This window comes from Streptomyces sp. NPDC101151, from assembly GCF_044768335.1.
GTDB lineage: Bacteria > Actinomycetota > Actinomycetes > Streptomycetales > Streptomycetaceae > Streptomyces.
Genome location: NZ_JBIWPP010000015.1, coordinates 152,836 through 172,757 on the forward strand (window position 1 = coordinate 152,836; position 19,922 = coordinate 172,757).

Annotated in this window: 2 protein-coding genes (1 of these 2 running past the window's edge); both read left to right on the forward strand. The window is 74.4% G+C overall.

Annotated elements, in window-relative coordinates:
* Complete coding sequence (locus ACIRU3_RS26275) at positions 1-8,178, forward strand: SDR family NAD(P)-dependent oxidoreductase (protein WP_404060802.1); 8,178 nt, start codon at positions 1-3, stop codon at positions 8,176-8,178.
* A protein-coding gene (locus tag ACIRU3_RS26280) for an amino acid adenylation domain-containing protein (RefSeq protein WP_404060734.1) crosses the window boundary here: on the forward strand, positions 8,175-19,922 show its 5' portion. 9,780 nt of this gene lie beyond the right edge of the window; 11,748 of the gene's 21,528 nt are visible here — the first part of the coding sequence; it begins with the start codon at positions 8,175-8,177; the stop codon falls past the right edge of the window. Before ACIRU3_RS26275 ends, ACIRU3_RS26280 begins: the two co-directional genes overlap by 4 nt.

A 19,922-nucleotide genomic window follows, 5' to 3' on the forward strand; every position in this document is an offset into this window, starting at 1 on the left:
ATGTCGTGCCGGGTTCCGGGAGCGGATGACCTCGGCTCCTTCTGGCGGCTGTTACGCGACGGCACGGACGCGATCGGCGACGTACCGGAGGGCCGGTGGGACCTGGCGGGGATCCCGGACGACCTCCTCGCCGCGGGGCTGCGACGAGGCGGGTTCCTGGAGCGCGTCGCCGACTTCGACGCCGCGTTCTTCGGCATCTCGCCCCGCGAAGCGGCCGCCATGGACCCGCGCCAGCGCCTGGCCCTGGAACTGAGCTGGACGGCACTGGAACACGCGGGCATCGTGCCCGAACGGCTGCGCGGCGAGAACGCCGCGGTCTTCCTCGGCGCGACGGGCGACGACTATGCCGCGCTCACCCAACTGCACGGCCAGGACGCCGTCTCCCACCACTCGCTGACCGGCCTGAGCCGCGGCGCCATCGCCAACCGCATCTCGTACCACCTGGGCCTGCGCGGTCCGAGCCTCACCGTCGACACGGCCCAGTCCTCTTCCCTGGTCGCCGTGCACCTGGCCGGTGAGAGCCTGCTGTCGGGCGCCACCTCCCTGGCGCTGGCCGGCGGAGTCCACCTGAACCTGACGCCGGCCGGCACCCTCGCCTTCGCCCGGGCCGGAGCCCTCTCCCCGGACGGCCGCTGCCACGTCTTCGACGCCCGCGCGGCGGGCACGGCCCGCGGTGAGGGCGCCGGGGTCGTCGTCCTCAAGCGCCTGACGGACGCCCTCGCCGACGGCGACCGGATCCACTGCGTCCTGCTCGGCAGCGCGGTGAACAACGACGGCGGCGGCGCGACCTTCACCGTCCCCGACGGCGACGCCCAGCGCGAACTCCTGCGTGCCGCCTGCGATCGCGCCGGGGTGGAACCGGCCGACGTGCGCTACGTCGAGCTGCACGGCACCGGCACCCGGGCCGGAGACCCCGTCGAGGCGGCAGCCCTCGGAGCCGTGCTCGGCCGCGGCCGGCCCCGCGAACGGCCCCTGCTCGTCGGGTCGGTGAAGACCAACATCGGGCACCTGGACGGCGCCTCGGGCGTCATCGGACTGATCAAGGCGGCCCTGGCGATCGGGCACCGCACCCTCCCGGCGAGCCTGCACTACGCCGAGCCGAACCCCGCCATCCCCCTGGAGCGGCTGCGGATACGGGTCAACGACACCGCGGGCCCCTGGCCCGAGGGACGGCGGCTGGCGGGCGTCAGTTCCTTCGGCCTCGGTGGCACGAACTGCCACCTGGTGGTGGCGGAAGGCCACGGCGAGCCTGGCAAGGACACCGGTGCGGACACGGACGGCGGCGACCGCGCCCCGGCCCGCCCCGTGCCCGTGCTGGTCTCCGGCCGAACCGAGGCGGCCCTGTGCGCCCAGGCACGGCGCCTGCTGGAGTGGGTCGAGTCCGACCCCGCGCTGCGCCCCGCGGATGTCGGATACGCCACGGTGACGACCCGCTCGGTACTGGAGCACCGCGGCGTGGTCGTCGCCGAGGACCGAGCCGAACTCCTCGCCGGTCTCGCCGCGCTGGCGGCCGGCGAGCCGTCCCCGCAGCTGGCTCGGGGAGTGGCGGCCGACGCCCCGGGCATGGTGTGGGTCTTCCCCGGACAGGGCCCGCAGTGGGCCGGCATGGCCCTGGACCTGTGGGAGACCTCGGCGGTGTTCGCCGCGCGGATGGACGAGTGCGCACGGCTGCTGGACGGCCTCGTCGACTGGTCGCTGCGCGAGGTGCTCGCCGACGAGGACGCGCTGCGCCGGATGGACGTCATGCAGCCCGCGCTGTTCGCGGTGCAGGTCTCCCTGGCCGAGGTGTGGCGCGCCGTCGGTCCGGCCCCGACCGCGGTCGTGGGCCACTCGCAGGGGGAGATCACCGCCGCCTGCACGGCCGGCATCGTCTCCCTCGACGACGCCCTGCGCCTGATGGTCGAGCGCAGCCGGGTCATCACCGCCCGGCTGTCGGGCCGCGGCGCGATGGCGATGCTGGCCATGCCGGTCGAGCAGGTCGATCGGAGCCGCGTCACCGTCGGAGCCGTGAACGGCCCGGACGCGGTCGTGGTCTCCGGCCCGGTCGACGCGGTCCGCGAGACGGTGCGGGAGTGCGAGGCACGCGGCGTCCGCACCCGCATGGTCCCGATCGACTACGCCTCCCACTCGCCGCAGGTGGAGGAGATCCGATACGAGGTCCTGCGGGCCGCCCGACGGGTCACCGCCCGGCCCGCCGACGTCGCGTTCTACTCCACGGTCACCGGCGCCCGGCTGGACGCCGACGCCCTGGACGCCGAGTACTGGTACCGGAACCTGCGGGAGCCGGTGCGGCTGCAGGCCGCCGTCCAGGCCCTGGCCGAGGACGGCCATCGCGTGTTCGTCGAGGCCAGCCCGCACCCGGTGCTGACCACGCCGATCCAGGACACCCTGGACGGCACCGGCGCGATCGTGCAGGGCACGCTGCGCCGCGGCGACGGCAGCCTCCGACGACTCCTGCTCTCCCTGGCGGAACTGCACGTCCGGGGCGTAGCCCTGGACTGGCGACCGGTGTTCGAGGGCACCGGGGCCCGCACCGTGGAGCTGCCCACGTACGCCTTCCGGCGCACACCCCACTGGATCTCCGGCGACCCCGCCCGACGGCCCACCGCGAACCCGGCGTCCGCAGCGCTCACCGAGCCCGACCGGCCGGCCGCCGGCACCCAGGCACGGCCGGTGGACCCACTGGCCCTGGTCAGGTCGCAGGCGGCGGCCGTACTCGGCCATGCCGACCCCGGGGCCGTCGAGTCCGGCCACACCTTCAAGGCACTCGGCTTCGACTCGGTGACATCCGTCGAACTCAGCAGCCGGCTCAGCTCCGAGACCGGCCTGCGGCTGCCCTCCTCCCTGCTGTACGACCACCCCACCCCGGCCGTACTGGCGGCGCACCTGCGGGACCGGCTGTCCGGACCGGCCGCCGGCTTCGCACCGACCACGCCCGCCGCGCAGGACGCCGACGACAGGATCGCGATCGTCGGCATGGGCTGCCGTTTCCCCGGCGGCGTCGCCTCGCCGGACGATCTGTGGCGACTGGTGCGCGACGGGACCGACGCCATCTCCGGGTTCCCGCAGGACCGAGGCTGGAGCACGGACCCGGCACAGGCCGGCCAGGTGCGGTCCGGTGGCTTCCTCACCGGAGCCCTGGACTTCGACGCCGACTTCTTCCGGATCAGCCCGCGCGAGGCCCGGGCGATGGATCCGCAGCAACGGCTCCTGCTCGAAGTGTCCTGGGAGGCACTGGAACACGCCGCGATCGACCCCCTGTCCCTGCGCGGCAGCCGCACGGCCGTCTTCACCGGGGTCATGGACCAGGACTACGTACCCCGGCTGCACGAGACGACCGACAGCTTCGAGGGACACGCCCTGACGGGCGGCGCGACGAGTGTGGCGTCGGGACGGGTGGCCTACACGCTGGGCCTGGAGGGCCCGGCGGTGACGGTGGACACGGCCTGTTCGTCGTCACTGGTGTCACTGCATCTGGCGGCGCAGTCGCTGCGGGCGGGCGACTGCACCCTGGCGCTCGCCGGCGGTGCCACCGTGATGTCCACGCCCGGGATGTTCGTGGAGTTCTCCCGTCAGGGCGGCCTGTCGCCCGACGGGCGCTGCCGGGCCTTCGCGGACGGCGCGGCCGGCACGGGATGGGCCGAGGGCGCGGGCGTGCTGGTGCTGGAACGGCTCGCGGACGCGCGCCGGCTCGGGCACCGGGTACTGGCGGTGGTCCGGGGCTCCGCGGTCAACCAGGACGGCGCCTCCAACGGGCTCACGGCACCCCATGGTCCGTCCCAGGAACGGGTGATCCGCGCCGCGCTGGCGGGCGCGGGGCTGGCGCCGGCCGATGTGGACGCCGTCGAGGCGCACGGCACGGGGACGAGGCTGGGCGACCCGATCGAGGCACAGGCCCTGCTGGCGACCTACGGGCAGGGCCGTCCCGCCGAACGGCCGCTGTGGCTGGGGTCCTTGAAGTCGAACATCGGGCACGCACAGGCCGCCGCCGGCGTCGGCGGTGTGATCAAGACGGTGATGGCGCTGCGGCTCGGGGTGCTGCCACGGACCCTGCACGCGGGCGCGCCGTCGCGCCATGTGGACTGGTCGTCCGGCGCGGTCGAGCTGCTGGTGGAGGAGCGGGACTGGCCACGGCCGCAGCGGCCGCGCCGGGCGGCCGTGTCGTCGTTCGGGATCAGCGGGACGAACGCGCACGTGATCCTGGAGGAGGCCGCGCAGGAGGGCCCGGAGGCCGGTGCGTCCGATGTCCGCGGACCCCTGCCGGTGGTGCTGTCGGGGGCGGGCGAGGCCGCGTTGCGGGCGCAGGCGCTGCGGCTTCGGCAGCGGGTGGAGTCGGACGCGGAACTGAACGTGCGGGACGTGGGTTTCTCCGCGGTCGAAACCCGCCCGGCCCTGCGGCACCGCGCCGTGGTCGTCGCCGAAGACCGTGCCGCGCTCCTGGACCGGCTCGACGCGCTCGCCCGGGGCACAGAGGATCCGGGCGTCAGCCTGGGCACCGGTCGCACGGCCGGTGACCGGGTCGTCTTCGTCTTCCCCGGCCAGGGCTCGCAGTGGACGGGCATGGCCGTGGAACTGCTGGACGCCTCACCCGTGTTCGAGCGCCGGATGCGGGAATGCGCCGCCGCCCTGGCGGAGTTCGTGGACTGGGACCTCGACGGCGTGCTGCGCGGCGCACCGGGCGCGCCCACGCTGGAACGGGTGGACGTCGTCCAGCCCGCGTCCTGGGCCGTGATGGTGTCGCTGGCCGCGCTGTGGCAGTCGTACGGCGTCGAACCCGCGGCCGTCGTGGGGCACTCGCAGGGCGAGATCGCCGCCGCCTGCGTCGCCGGCGCACTGGAGCTGCGTGACGGCGCCCGCGTGGTCGCCCTGCGCTCGCAGGCCATCGCCCGGGGCCTCGCGGGCCACGGCGGGATGATGTCGGTGGCGCTGCCGGCCGTGGAGACCGAGTCCCGGCTCGGCCCGTGGCAGGGCCGCCTCGAAGTGGCCGCCCTCAACGGCCCGTCCGCCACGGTCGTCGCCGGGGATCCGCAGGCGCTGGAGGACCTGCTCGCCGAGTGCCGGACGGACGGCGTCCGGGCCCGGATCATCCCGGTGGACTACGCCTCGCATACGTCCCTGGTGGAACGGATCGAGGACGAACTGGCCCACGTCCTCGCCGAAGTGCGCCCCCGGCCCGCACACGTGCCCTTCTTCTCGACCGTCGAGCAGGACTGGCTGGGCGAGCAGGCGGTGGACGCGGGGTACTGGTACCGGAACCTGCGGCACCAGGTCCACTTCGACACGGCCGTACGAGCGCTCGCCGGCCAGGGGTACGGCCCGTTCGTCGAGGTGAGTTCCCATCCGGTGCTCAGCACGAGCATCGTGGAGATCCTGGAGCACCGCACGCCCGGCCAGGACCCCCTGGTCTGCGGAACCCTGCGGCGCGACGAAGGGGGACCGGAGCGCTTCCTGGCGTCGGCGGCCCGGCTGTGGACGCACGGCGTTCCGGTCGACTGGAGCCGGGGGGCGTACACAGGGACCGGCGCCGCACGCGTGGCACTGCCCACCTACGCCTTCCAGCGCCGGCGGCACTGGGCCCACCCGCTGGCCGACCGGCCGCTGCTGACGGACGCCGTGGAACTCGCCGACGGCGGCGACCTGCTGCTCACCGAGCGGCTCTCGCTGCGCACCCGGCCCTGGCTGACCGATCACCGCGTCCTCGGCCGGTGCGTCGTACCGGGAACGGCGCTGCTGGAGATGGCACTGCGCATCGGCGACGTCGTCGACGAACTCGTCCTGCACACACCCCTGGTGGTGCCGGACGAGGGCGACGTCGAGGTGCAGCTGACCGCCGGCGCCCCGGACGCCTCCGGCCGGCGCGCGTTCCGCGTCCACGGGCGGGCACACGACGGCACCGGCCGGGAATGGCACCTGCACGCCACCGGACGGGCCGGACGCGCAGAGCCCGGCGGCTCGCGCGAGACGGCCACGCAGTGGCCGCCGCCCGGGGCGGTGCCCGTGGACCGCACGGGGTGGTACGAGGAACTCGCCGGCCGCGGCCTGGAGTACGGCCCCGCGTTCCGCAACCTGCGGCGGGTGTGGCGGGACGGAGAGGACCTTCTCGCCGAAGTGGCCCTGGAGGAGGCGGCCGGACCCTTCCAGGTGCACCCGGCGCTCCTGGACGCCGTACTGCATCCGCTGGTACTCGACGAGGGCCCGGGACCGGTCGTGCCGTTCTCCTGGACCGGAGTGCGGGCGGCGGGCAACGGTGCGACGCGGCTCAGGGCACGCGTCAGCCGTCTCGGCGACCAGCGGGCGGCGCTCACCGTCGCCGACGGCAGCGGCACCGAGGTGCTCTCGGTGGAGTCCCTCGCCCTGCGCCCGCTGGACGCACGGCGCACCCACCCCCGGCTCTTCCAGGTCGACTGGCGTGAGATCACCGCTCCCGGCAGTGCGGCACCCGCACCCGGGCCCACCACCGTCCTGCCGGTCGAGCCGAGCGGGCCGGTCGCACCGGACACGGTCCACGCGGTCGCCGAGCGTGTGCTGGGCGAGGTCCAGGCCTGGCTGGCCGCACACGGCGACGGCCCCGGTCGGCTCGCCGTCGTGACCCGGCGCGCCGTGGCCGCCGTCGCCGGCGACGCCGTCGAGCTGCCCGCCGCCACCGTGTGGGGCCTGCTGCGCTCCGTCCAGTCCGAACACCCCGGGCGCGTCGTCCTGGTGGACCGGCAGGAGCCGGCCGAGGGACACGCCGACGACGGACTCGACCGTGCCCTGGCCACCGCGGAGACACAGCTCGCCGTGCGCTCCGGGCGGATCCTCGTGCCCCGGCTCAGCCGCGGTTCGGTGCCCGCCGCCGAGCCCGGTGCGCCGGTCTTCGACCCCGCCGGAACCGTACTGATCACCGGCGGAACCGGCGGGCTGGGCGCCATGGTGGCCCGGCATCTGGTCCATCGGCACGGCGTACGACAACTGCTGCTGGTCAGCCGCAGCGGTACGGCGGCGGACGGAGCGGCCGAGCTGACCGCGGAACTGACCGGAGCCGGTGCCGACGTACGGGTCGTCGCCTGTGACGTGACGGACCGGGACGCGCTCGGCGACGTCGTCGCCTCCGTGCCCGGGACGGCGCCCCTGCGCGCCGTGGTGCACGCTGCGGGGGTCCTCCAGGACGCCGCGGCAACGTCGTTGTCCCCGGAGCAGCTGCACACGGTGCTGTCCGCCAAGGCGGACTCGGCATGGCATCTGCACGAGCTGACCCGCGACCTGGACCTCACCGCGTTCGTGCTGTTCTCCTCGGTCTCGGCCACGATCGGACTGCCCGGCCAGGCCAACTACGCGGCCGCCAACGCCTTCCTGGACGCGCTGGCCCACCGTCGCACCGCTGACGGACTGCCCGCGGTCTCCCTGGGCTGGGGACTGTGGGAGCGCGGCACCGGACTCACCGGCCGGCTCAGCGACACCGACCGGCAGCGCATCCTGCGCAGGGGTCTGCGGCCGTTGGCCACGGACGAGGGGCTCGCCCTGTTCGACCTGGCCGTCACGGCCGACCGTCCGCACCTGGTGCCCGCCCGGTTCGACCTCTCCGGACCGCAGACCGAAGTCCCCGCCGTACTGCGCCGGCCGGCCCGCACCCCCGCCCCGTCGGACGAGCCCGCGGCGCAGGCCGGACCGTCACTGCGCGAGCGCCTGCCCGCCCTCGCCGAGGCAGACCGCGAGCTGACGGTACGACGGCTCGTGCAGCAGGAGATCGCCACCGTCCTCGGCCGGTCCGGGCCGGACGACGTACCTGCCGAAAGAGGCTTCATGGAACTCGGCTTCGACTCCCTGACGGCCCTGGAGCTGCGCAGCCGGCTGGCCGCCCGCACCGCGCTCACGCTGAACGCCACGGTGACCTTCGACCACCCGAGCGCCACAGCGCTCACCCGCCACCTGCTGGAGCGGCTCGTCCCGCCGTCCGGCCCGCCCGCACCACAGGTGCCGCCCGTCCTCGCCGACCTGGACCGGCTGAGCGCGAGCGTGACGTCGGTCGACGACGACCATCTGCACGCGGATGTCACCGCCCGGCTGCTGGACCTGCTGTCGACCCTGACCGTCGGAGACGACGTGACCGGGTCGGCGCACGACGACGAGATCGCCGCGGCCACAGCGGACGAGCTCTTTGCCCTGATCGACGATGAGCTCGGAAGGCCTTCGGCATGAGCGACGCGAAGATGCTCGACTACCTGAAGCGGGTCACCGCCGAACTCCGCCACACACGCCGCCGACTGCGGGAACTGGAGGCCCAGGAGAGCACGGCCGCCCAGGAGAGCACGGCCGCCCAAGGGGGCACGGCGGTCCGGGAGCCCCTCGCGATCGTCGGCATGGCCTGTCGCTATCCCGGTGGTGTGACCTCGCCCGAGGACCTGTTCCGGCTGACACTCGACGGCGTGGACGCGGTCACCGGGTTCCCGGCGAACCGGGGCTGGGATCTGGAGGGGCTGTACGACCCCGACCCCGACCACCTCGGCACCAGCTACACCCGGCACGGCGGATTCCTGCACGACGCGGCCGAGTTCGACGCCGCCCTGTTCGGAATGGCACCGAGGGAGGCGCTGGCGACCGATCCGCAGCAGCGCCTGTTGCTGCAGTCCTGCTGGGAGGCCCTGGAACGCGCGGGAATCGCCCCGACCTCCCTGCGCGGCAGCCGGACCGGCGTCTTCGCGGGCGTGATGTACGGCGACTACGCGTCCCGTCTGGGCGCGGACACCGGCACGTTCGAAGGGCACCTGTTCAACGGCAGCCTGCCCAGTGTGGCCTCGGGGCGTATCGCCTACACGTTCGGGTTCGAGGGGCCCGCGGTGACGGTGGACACCGCGTGTTCCTCCTCGTTGGTGTCGCTCCACCTGGCGGCGCAGTCGCTGTGGTCGGGAGAGAGTTCGCTGGCGCTGGCCGGCGGCGTGGCCGTGATGTCCACACCGCGCACCTTCGTCGAGTACGCGCGCCAACGGGCCCTGTCGCCCGACGGCCGCTGCAAGGCGTTCTCGGACGCGGCGGACGGCACGGGCTGGGCCGAGGGCGTGGGCATCGTCGTACTGGAGCGGCTGTCGGACGCGCAGCGGCACGGACATCGTGTCCTGGCGGTGCTGCGTGGCTCCGCGGTCAACCAGGACGGCGCCTCCAGCGGACTCACCGCCCCCAACGGGCCCTCGCAGCAGCGCGTCATCGGGGACGCTCTCGCGAACGCCGGCCTGTCCGCCGCGGACGTCGACGCCGTGGAGGCACACGGCACCGGCACCCGCCTCGGCGACCCGATCGAGGCGCAGGCGCTGCTGGCGGCCTACGGCCAGGACCGCGTCGAGCCGCTGTGGCTCGGCTCGCTGAAGTCCAACATCGGGCACACCCAGGCCGCCGCCGGCGTAGGCGGCGTGATCAAGATGGTGATGGCCGTCCGGCGCGGTGTGCTCCCGCGCACGCTGCACGTCGACGAGCCGTCACGGCACGTGGACTGGTCGGCGGGAGCGGTCGAGCTGCTGACCGGGCAGCGTCCCTGGCCCGAGACCGGCCGGCCGCGCCGGGCCGGGGTGTCGGCGTTCGGGGTGAGCGGCACCAACGCCCACGTGATCATCGAACAGGCGCCCGCCGCCCCGACGGTCGAGCCCGGACCGGCTGTCGTCCGCCCGGTGCCCGTCGTCGTGTCGGGCGCGACCGAAGCCGCGGTGCGGGCCCAGGCGGTCCGGCTGCGGGAGCGGGTGGCGTCCGACCCCGACGTGCGCCCGGCCGACGTCGGCCATTCCTCGGTCACCGCGCGCGCGGCACTGGAGCATCGCGGTGTCGTCGTCGCCGAGGACCGCGAGGAACTGCTGGACGGGCTGGACGCCCTCGCGGCGGGCGAGTCGTCACCACACCTGGTCGAGGGATCGGCCGCCCCCGACTCCGGCGTGGTCTTCGTCTTCCCCGGCCAGGGGGCGCAGTGGCCCGGCATGGCTCGTGAACTGCGCGACAGCTCACCGGCGTTCGCCGCCCGCCTCGACGCGTGCGAGCGGATCCTGGACGGCCTCGTCGACTGGTCGCTGAGCGAGGTTCTCGACGACGAGCGGGCACTGGAACGGGTGGACGTCGTCCAGCCCGCCCTCTGGGCCGTCATGGTGTCACTGGCCGAGGCATGGCGGTCGGCCGGAGTGACGCCCTCGGCCGTGGTGGGGCACTCGCAGGGCGAGATCGCCGCCGCCTGCGTCGCCGGAGCCCTGTCCCTCGAAGACGGCGCGCTGCTGTCCGTGCTGCGCAGCCGGGCGCTGACGGCACTCGCCGGCCGCGGCGGCATGGTGTCGATCGTCGCCCCCCAGAACTCGGTGCGCGAGCGCCTCGAACCGTTCGGCGAGCGGATCTCGGTGGCGGCGGTCAGCGGGCCGTCCTCCGTCGTCGTCTCCGGCACCCCTGACGCCCTGGAGGAACTGCTCGCCTCCTGCGAGGCCGACGGAATCCGGGCCCGTCGTGTGCCGGTCGACTACGCCTCCCACTCCGCCCACGTCGAGGAGCTGCGCGACGAACTGCTGGAATCGCTCTCCGACGTGAGCCCGCGCACGGGAGAAGCGGCCTTCTACTCGGCCGTGACCGGCGACCGGCTCGACGGCAAGCAGCTCGACACCGCGTACTGGTACCGGAACCTGCGGGAGCCGGTGCGGTTCGAGGACACCGTCCGGGCCCTCGCGGCGGCCGGATACGGGGTGTTCGTCGAGGTCAGCCCGCACCCCCTGCTCACCATGGCCGTCCAGGACACGCTCGACGACGTCGACCTGCGCCGGCCCGTCGTGGCGGAGACGCTCCGCCGCGACGAGGGCGGCGCCCGGCGATTCCTGCACTCCCTCGCCGCCCTGCACGCCCAGGGCGTCGCGGTCGACTGGGCGCAGACGTTCGAGGGCACCGGCGCCCGCACCGTGGACCTGCCCACGTACGCCTTCGGGACGAGGCCCTACTGGCTGCGCGGGTGGCGCCCGCTGCTGGACGGCTCCCTCGAACTCGCGGACGGCGCAGGGACCGTCCTCAGCGGCCGCCTGTCCCTGCGCACCCACCCGTGGCTGGCCGATCACCGCGTGCACGGCCGTGCCGTGGTCCCCGGAACCGCGCTGCTGGAGATGGTGCTGCAGGCCGGCCATCCGGTCGCCGAACTCACCCTGCTCGCGCCCGTGATCGTGCCCGACGAGGGCGAGGTGCATCTCCAGGTGCTGGTGGGTCCCGCCGACGACGGGCACCGGAGCGTGCACCTGTCCGCACGGGGCCCGGACTCCGACTGGCAGCGGCATGCGACCGGTCACCTCACCGAGTCCGCCGCCACAGCGGCACCGCCGGAGCCCGCCGACACGGACCTCACTCGGTGGCCGCCCCCGGCCGCCGAACCGCTCGACCTCGCCTCCTGGTACGACGACCTGGCCGCACAAGGCCTGGGATACGGCCCGGCCTTCCGCGGTCTGCGCGCGGTGTGGCGACGCGGCGACGACCTGTTCGCCGAGGTGTCCCTGCCGGAGCCGGCCCGCCCGGCACTGCTCGACGCCGTCCTGCACGCCCTCGACCTCAAAACCGCTCCCGCACTGCCGTTCTCCTGGAGCGAGGCCCGATGGCTGGACCTCGAGGCGGCCACGGAGATCTCCCGCCTGCGGGCCCGGATCACACGGCTCCCGGACGGCTCCGTGGCTCTGCGGGTCGCCGACGGCACCGGCCGCGGCGTCCTCTCGGTCGGCGGCCTGACGCTGCGCCCGCTCGACGCCGTACGCCTGGACGGTGTCGGGGGCGCGCTGTACGCGGTCGACTGGACCGGGGTGGCTCCGCGTCCGGTCACGGCCGGCACGACGGGCGTCACCGTCGTACGCTGCCCGTCCGCCGACGGCGAGCCGCCCGCCCGGGTCCACGCCGTCACCTCCGCCGTGCTCGCGGACGTACAGGCCTGGCTGGCCGGCCCGGAGGACCGCTCGGGGCGCCTGGTGGTGGTGACGCAGCGGGCCGTGGCCGCTGTGGCCACGGACACGGACCTCGACTTGGCGGCGGCCGCGGTGTGGGGCCTGGTGCGGTCGGCCCAGACGGAACACCCCGACCGGATCACGCTCGTCGACACCGACGACCCCGAAGGACTGCCGCAGGTGCTGCCCTCGCTGCTCGCCTGCGAGACACCGCAGATTGCGGTGCGCGGCGGCGAGCTGCGCGCGCCGAGGCTGGTACGCGCGCCGTCGGCGACGAGAAGCGGATTCCCCGCCGACGGCACGGTCCTGGTCACCGGGGCCTCGGGAACGCTCGGCGGATTGGTGGCACGGCATCTGGTGGCCGCACACGGAGTCCGCGACCTGCTCCTCGTCAGCCGGAGCGGAGCGGACGAACTCGCGGACGAACTGACCGCGCTGGGCGCCCGGGTGACCTCGGCGGCCTGCGACGTCGGCGACCGCGACGCGCTCGCCGGTGCGCTGGCCGAGATCCCCGGGGACCGGCCGCTGCGGGCCGTCGTCCACGCCGCCGGAACACTGGACGACGGGGTGATCGACTCCCTCACGCCCGAACGCCTGCGCTCCGTGCTGGCCGCCAAGGCCGACGGCGCCTGGCACCTGCACGAGCTGACCCGCGACGCCGGCCTCACGGCCTTCGTGCTGTTCTCCTCGGTCGCCGCCACCCTGGGCACCGCAGGGCAGGGCAACTACGCCGCCGCCAACGCCTTCCTCGACGCGCTGGCCCGGCACCGCCGCGGACTCGGGCTGCCCGCTGTGTCCCTGGGCTGGGGCCTGTGGGCCGAGCGCAGTGCTCTGACCGGAAATCTCGCCGACGCCGATCTGGCACGGCTGACCGCAGCCGGGGTGCTCCCGCTGGCCACCGAGGACGCCCTGGCGCTGCTGGACGCCGCCCTCGGCACGGACCGCGCCCACCTGCTCCCGCTCCGTTCGGCCCCCGCAACGGGCATGTGGTCGCCGACCACGCACGCGTCCGCACCGGCCCGTCGGCGGGCGCCGGCACTCGCCGACGACGCCCGGGACGACAAGGACGTCCGGGACACCACCACCGCGCGGCATGTGCTGCCCGCCGACCGGGAACGCTTCGTCGGCGAGCTGGTGCTGCGGGAGACCGCCGTGGTCCTGGGGCACGCCTCGGCCGCGGATCTCGACGCCGACACCGACTTCCCACGGCTGGGCTTCACCTCGCTGGCCGCGCTCGAACTGCGCAACCGGCTGAGCGCACGGACGGGGCTGCGGCTGCCCGCGACGCTGGTCTTCGAACACCGCACACCGACCGCACTCACCGCCCACCTGCTGGACCGGCTGTCCGCCGGCACCCCCGCGGCCGAGGCCGGGCAGGCCACGGGTGCCGAGCCGGCGACACCGACGGCCGGGACTCCCGACGACCGCATCGCCGTCGTAGGTGTCGCCGGCCGCTACCCGCTGGCCGGCACGGTCGGTGAGCTGTGGGACAACCTGGCCCGCGGACGGGACTGCGTCCGGCAGGTGCCCCCCGGCCGCTGGCAGACCGACGCCCCGGGAACGGCGGACTCCGAACCCCGGTGGGCCGGCTTCCTGGACGACGTCGACCGCTTCGACCCGCTCTTCTTCCGCATCTCGCCCGCCGAGGCCGAGGCGATGGACCCGCAGGAACGCCTCTTCCTGGAGACGGCGTCCGCCACGCTGGACGACGCCGGCTACCCTGCGGCCACGCTCGCCGCCCAGGGGCCCGTCGGCGTGTTCGTCGGGGTGATGAACAACGACTACGAGTGGCTGGGCGGGGCGGTCACGGCGCTCGGTGCGCCGACGGACGCCCACAGCCGGCACTGGTCGGTCGCCAACCGGGTGTCCTACTTCTTCGACTTCACCGGACCCAGTCTCGCCGTGGACACCGCGTGCTCCGCCTCGCTCACCGCGGTCCACCTCGCCTGCCAGAGCATCAGGAACGGCGAGTGCGCCGCCGCCGTCGCCGGTGGCGTCAACCTCACCCTGCACCCCAAGCATCTGACCGACCTTGCACAGGCCGGGATGCTCTCGCGCGGGAGCGAACTGAGGGCCTTCGGCGCCGACGCGGACGGCTTCGTCGACGGGGAGGGCGTGGGCGCCGTACTGCTCAAGCCGCTGGCGAAGGCCCTCGCCGACGGTGACCGTGTGCTCGGCGTCATCCGGGGAACGGCCGTCAACTCCGGTGGCAACACGGGCGGTTACACCGTGCCGAGCCCGGCCGCCCAGAGCGCGGTGATCCGGACGGCGCTGGACCGCGCCGGTGTCGCCGCGGACACCGTGGGATACGTGGAGGCGCACGGCACCGGAACCCCGCTCGGCGACCCGATCGAGATCGCGGGACTGGTCGAGGCCTTCGGCGGCAGCCTCGGCCCGGCGGAGCGGTCGAAGCGGCCGGCCGTCGCGATCGGTTCGGTCAAGACCAACATCGGGCACCTGGAGTCGGCCGCCGGTATCGCGGGCCTGACCAAGGTGCTCCTGCAGCTCCGCCACCGGATGCTGGCGCCCTCGCTGCACTCGGCACGCCTCAACCCGGAAATCGACTTCACCAGCACACCGTTCGAGGTGCAGCAGACGCTCCGGCCCTGGACACGACCGGGTGCGTCCGGCACGGACGACCCTGCGGGGCCGCCGCTGCGCGCCCTGGTCAGCTCCTTCGGTGCGGGCGGTGCCAACGCCTGCGTGGTCATGGAGGAATACCGAATGGCCGATCGGCCGGAATCCACGGAGGATGCGGCACCGCAGCTCCTCGTACTGTCCGCGCGGGACGAGGAACGGCTGCGGGCAGCCGCCGCGGAGCTGGCGGAGTTCCTGCACCGGGGCCTCGCGGCGGCGCCGGCCGGCGTACCGCACACCCCGGCGGACGTCCGCGGCCGCTGCCTGCGGCTGGCCGCCGAACTGGCGCTGGTCGAACCGGAGTCGCTGGACCTCACCACCGACCTCGTCGACTGCGGCTTCGGCATCGTGGAACGGGCCCGCTACTTCGCGCTGCTGGCCGAGGAACTGGGCTGCGAGCTGCCCGCGGACACCATGACGGCGGACACCATCGGGGCGGTGGCCGAAGTGGCGGCCGCCGCCGTGGCAGAGCACGCGCAGCCGGCGCCGAGCGGGCCCGCCCGGTACGCGCCACGGCTCGCCGACGTCGCCCACACACTGCAGTCGGGGCGCACCGCCCACGAGTACCGGCTCGCCCTGCCGGCCGCTTCGGTCGCCGAGGCCGCCGCGCTGCTGGAGGCGTACGCGGCCGGCGGCGACGACCACCTGATCAGCACCGGTCATGTCACCCGCCAGGTGGTGCGGCTGGCGCCGAGCGAGGCAGACGACCTGGAACAGGCTTTGGCACGGCGTGAGTTGACCGCGGTGGCCGGGCACTGGGTGGCGGGAGCGGACGTCGACTGGTCACGGGTCGTCTCCCCGGCCGCCCGCAGAATCGAGATGCCCGGCTATCCTTTCGCCCGCAAACGCCTCTGGCTGCCCCGGCCCCCGGCCCGGACGGCGGTTTCGGCCGCCGACGGTCCCACGCCACAGGCTGGTACCGCGGGCGTCCGACCCGGGGAAGAGGCAGCCGCACCGGCCCCGTCCCGGAACGCGGGGGAGGGGCTCGACCCGGCCGTGGCCGCCGTGCTCGCCGGGTTCGCGGACCTGGACGCCGCCTCGGTGACCGGGGTGTTCGCCGTCTACCGCCGCATGGGAGTCTTCCGCGGTTCCGGTGAGCGCCACGCCGGTGAGGAACTGCGCAGGAGCCTGCGCATCCGCGACAAGTTCCGGCGTCTGCACGAGGCCCTGTTGGAGCTGCTGGCCGGAGCTGGCTTCCTCACCCGGGACGGCGACCGGTTCGTGACCACCGCGGCCGTCGACCGGGCGGAGGCGGCCGGCACGGCGGAGCGTTGGGAGGCCGAGTTCGACCGGGTCGCGGCCCGCTGCCCGGACATCGAGCCGACCGTCTCCCTCAACCGCGCGTTCCTGCGGGCCTACCCGCGCCTGCTGCGCGGCGAACTGGTGGGCACCGAGGTCATGTTCCCGGACACCTCGATGGAGCTGGTCGCGAACCTCTACAAGGGCAACCCGCTCACCGACTTCTTCAACCTGCGGGTCGCGGATGCCGTCCGTGAGGTGCTCGACGCCCGGCCGGCCGAGCTGTCCGGCGAGGAGATCCGGATCGTGGAACTCGGCGCCGGCACCGGCGCCACCACGGAACGCATCCTGCCCGTCCTGGCCGGCGCCGCGCACCCTGCCGGCTACACCTTCACCGACATCTCGCCGCGCTTCCTGGACCACGGCCGCGAGCGGTTCGCCGCCACCCACCCGTTCGTCCGCTACGAGCTGCTCAACCTGGAGCGCGGCCTGCCCGAACAGGGCTTCGCGCCGGGCACGGCCGACGTGGTCGTGGCCACCAACGTGGTCCACGCGACCAGGAACCTGCGCGCGACGCTGCGCGGGATCAGGGAGCTGCTCAAGCCCGGGGGACGGCTGGTGCTCAACGAGCTGACCACCGTCCGGCCGTACCTGACCGTGGGCGGCGGCGTGATGGAGGGCTGGTGGGCCTTCCAGGACACCGAGCTGCGCCTGCCCGGCTCACCCCTGGCCGCACCGGAAAGCTGGGCCCGCCTGTTCCGCGAGGAGGGCTACACACAGCTCGCGGCCCACGGGGGCGCAGGGGCGGACCTGGGCCAGCATGTGCTGGTCGCCCAGCGGGACGGCGCGACGCGTGAGGCCGCGCCGGCCGTCGTGGCGCCGTCCCGCCCGGCCGTGGTGGCCGGGACACGGCCCGCGGCGGCGGACGTGGCGGCGGACCGCCTGCGGGAGCTGTTGGAGCAGGTCCTCAAACTGGACGAACCGATCGACCCGGACCGCCGGCTGACCGACTACGGTTTCGACTCGCTCAGTGGCATGAAGATCGTGTCGGTCGTGGAGGAGGCGTTCGGCGTCGCGGTTCCGCTGGAGGAGTTCTTCGAGCGGCCGACGTTGCGCGAGCTGACGGCGCACCTCGTCGCGGGCTGGCTGCACGACATGGCCGGGCCGCCTGCCGTAGGAACCGCGGAGCCCGCCGCCGTGGCGGAATCCGCGACCGGCACACAGCCCGCCGCCCCCGTCACCTCAGCGGTCGCGCGCTCCGCGGAACCGGTACTGCGTCCCCGCAGCGACGTGCTCCACAGCACCCATCCCCTGACGGAGGGGCAGCGCGCCCTGTGGGTGATCGAGCAGATCACGCCCGGATCCGGCGCCTACAACCTGCCGCTCGCCTTCTGGCTCGACAACGACGTCGACGTACTGGCCCTGCGAGTGGTGCTCCAGGACGTGCTCGACCGGCACGAAGAACTGCGCGCGGTGGTGCGCACAGGGGAGCAGGGCCCCTACGTCGGCATCGCGGCGGAGCCGGAACTGCCCTTCCAGCAGGTGTTCCTGACCTCCCGGGCGGACGAGGACCTGCGCGAGCGGATGCGTACGGCCGCGCGGGAGCCGTTCGACCTGGCCGCGGGTCCGCCGGCACGCGCCACGCTGTACACGCTCGGGGACGGCAGGCAGGCGCTGCTGCTGACGGTGCACCACCTGGTGCTCGACGGGCTGTCCATACCCCTGTTGCTGCGGGAGGTGGACCGCGGCTACCGGGCCCTCGGCGAGGGCGCCCCGCTGCCGGCCACCAGGCCCGAGCGCACCTTCGCCGACTTCGGCGCCTGGCAGCGTGACCTGCTCGCCGGTCCGGAGGGGGAGCGGCTGCGCGCGTACTGGGTGGAACGGCTGCGGGACCGGCCGACGAACGTGGCCCTGCCGCTGGACCGGCCCCGGCCGCCCGTGCCCGGGTACCGGGGAGCGACCGTGTCCGGAGACCTCTCCGCCCGGCTGTCGGACCGGGCCCGCGCCCTGGCCGCCGGTGAACAGGCCTCCCTGTCCAGCGTCCTGCTGGCCGGGTTCTTCGTGCTGCTGCACCGCTACAGCGACCAGGACGACATCGCGGTCGGCACGCCGACCGCGGGTCGCCCGCCCTCCGGCTACGACGACGTGCTCGGCTCCTTCATGAACATGGTGGTACTGGCCGAACGGGTCGACGGGAACGAGCCGTTCCGGGCGCTGGTCCGGCGGCTGCACCGCACGGTGCTGCGCGCGCTGGAACACAGCGCGTACCCGCTGATCCGGCTGTCCGAGGAACTGCGCAGGGAGAACCCCGCCGCCGCCTCCACGCCGTTCGACGTGGCCTTCTACTTCCACAACTGGGCCCGCGACCTACGCGAGGACGGCGTGGTGCGGGGCCGGGTGCCGGGCGTGTACCAGGAGGGCGAGTTCGCCCTCGTCCTCGACGTGGTCGACGCGGCCGAGGGCTGCCGCTACACGCTGAAGTACGACCCCGACCTGTTCGACGCGGCGACGGTGGAGCGCTTCGGCGAGCACTTCGTCACGCTGCTGGAATCCGCACTCGGGGCCCCCGGCACCGCGGTCGGCGAACTGGAGCTGCTCACCCGGGAGGAGCGGGCGGCGCTCACCCCGAACACGGCTGCCGACCAGCCCGCGGACACCCTGACGTGGGAGCTGGTGCGGCGCCAGACCGAGGCACGCCCGCAGGCGGTCGCCGTGCGGTGCGGCACCACCGAACTGACCTACCGTGAGCTGCGTGAACAGGTCGAGACGCTGGCGACCCGGCTCGGCGCGGCCGGTGTCGGACGCGGCCGCACGGTGGGCGTGCTGCTGCCCCGGGACGCCGGCCTGCCCGTGGCCCTGCTGGCCGTGCAGGCCGCGGGCGGCGCCTACGTGCCGCTCGACCCGGCCTACCCGCACGAGCGGCTCGCCTACATGGCACAGGACGCCGGACTGCACCTGCTGCTCACTCACTCGTCGGTCGCGGCCGAGGCCGTCGGCCCGGTGCCGCGGCTGCTGGTGGACGGCGCCGAGGCCCCGCCCGCGCTGCCCTCGCCCGGCCCCGCCGGGCCGTCGGACCCCGCCTACGTCATGTACACCTCGGGCTCGACCGGACGTCCCAAGGGCGTACGGGTCCCGCACCGGGCGCTGACCAACCTCCTGTGGGCGATGGCGCGGGAACCCGGCTTCGGACCGCAGGACACACTGCTGGCCGTGACCACGGTCTGCTTCGACATCTCCGGACTGGAGCTGTATCTGCCGCTGATCTGCGGCGGAACGGTGGACGTGGTGCCGGCGGAGGTCGCCCGCGACGGGCTCAGGCTGCGCGAGGCGGTCGACGGGCGCGGCGCCACCGTGATGCAGGCGACGCCCGCGACCTGGAGCATGCTGCTGGCTGCCGGCTGGCGGGGCAACCCTGCTCTGAAGGTGCTGTGCGGGGGAGAGGCGCTGCCCGAGGACACCGCACGGCAGCTCCTGGCCCGCGGCCGTGAACTGTGGAACCTCTACGGGCCGACCGAGACCACCATCTGGTCGGCGGCGAGCCGGGTCGAGGCGGGTGAGCGGGTGACCATCGGCGCGCCGATCGCCAACACCGGCCTGTACGTGCTGGACGGCGCCCGCCGTCCGGTGCCGACCGGCGCGGCGGGCGAACTGTACATCGGCGGTCACGGAGTCGCCGACGGCTATCTGAACCGTCCGGAGCTGACCGCCGAACGGTTCCTGCCCGACCCGTTCGCCGGGGGGCCGGAGGCCCGTATGTACCGGACGGGCGACCTGGTGCGCCCTCTGGCCGACGGCCGTATCGAGTACCTGGGCCGGATCGACTCCCAGGTGAAGGTGCGCGGCTTCCGGGTGGAACTGGAGGAGATCGAGGCCACCCTGCACAGGCAGGAAGGGGTGCGGGAGGCCGTCGTGGTGGCCCGCGGCCAGGGCTCCGGCCGTTCACTGCTGGCCTGTTACGTGCCGGCCGCCCAGGCTCCCGCCCCGACGCGGGGGCAACTGGCGGCCTGGCTGCCGGCGTACATGGTTCCCGATGTGCTGATGCGGGTGACGGGCTTCCCGCACACGCTCAACGAGAAGATCGACCGCACCGCGCTGGCCACCCTGCCGCTCGCCGAACTGCGCGCCCGCCACGGCGCC

Excerpts from the sequence above, each read along its gene's own strand:
- ACIRU3_RS26275 (WP_404060802.1), top strand. The coding sequence starts at position 1 with ATGTCGTGCCGGGTTCCGGGAGCGGATGACCTCGGCTCCTTCTGGCGG.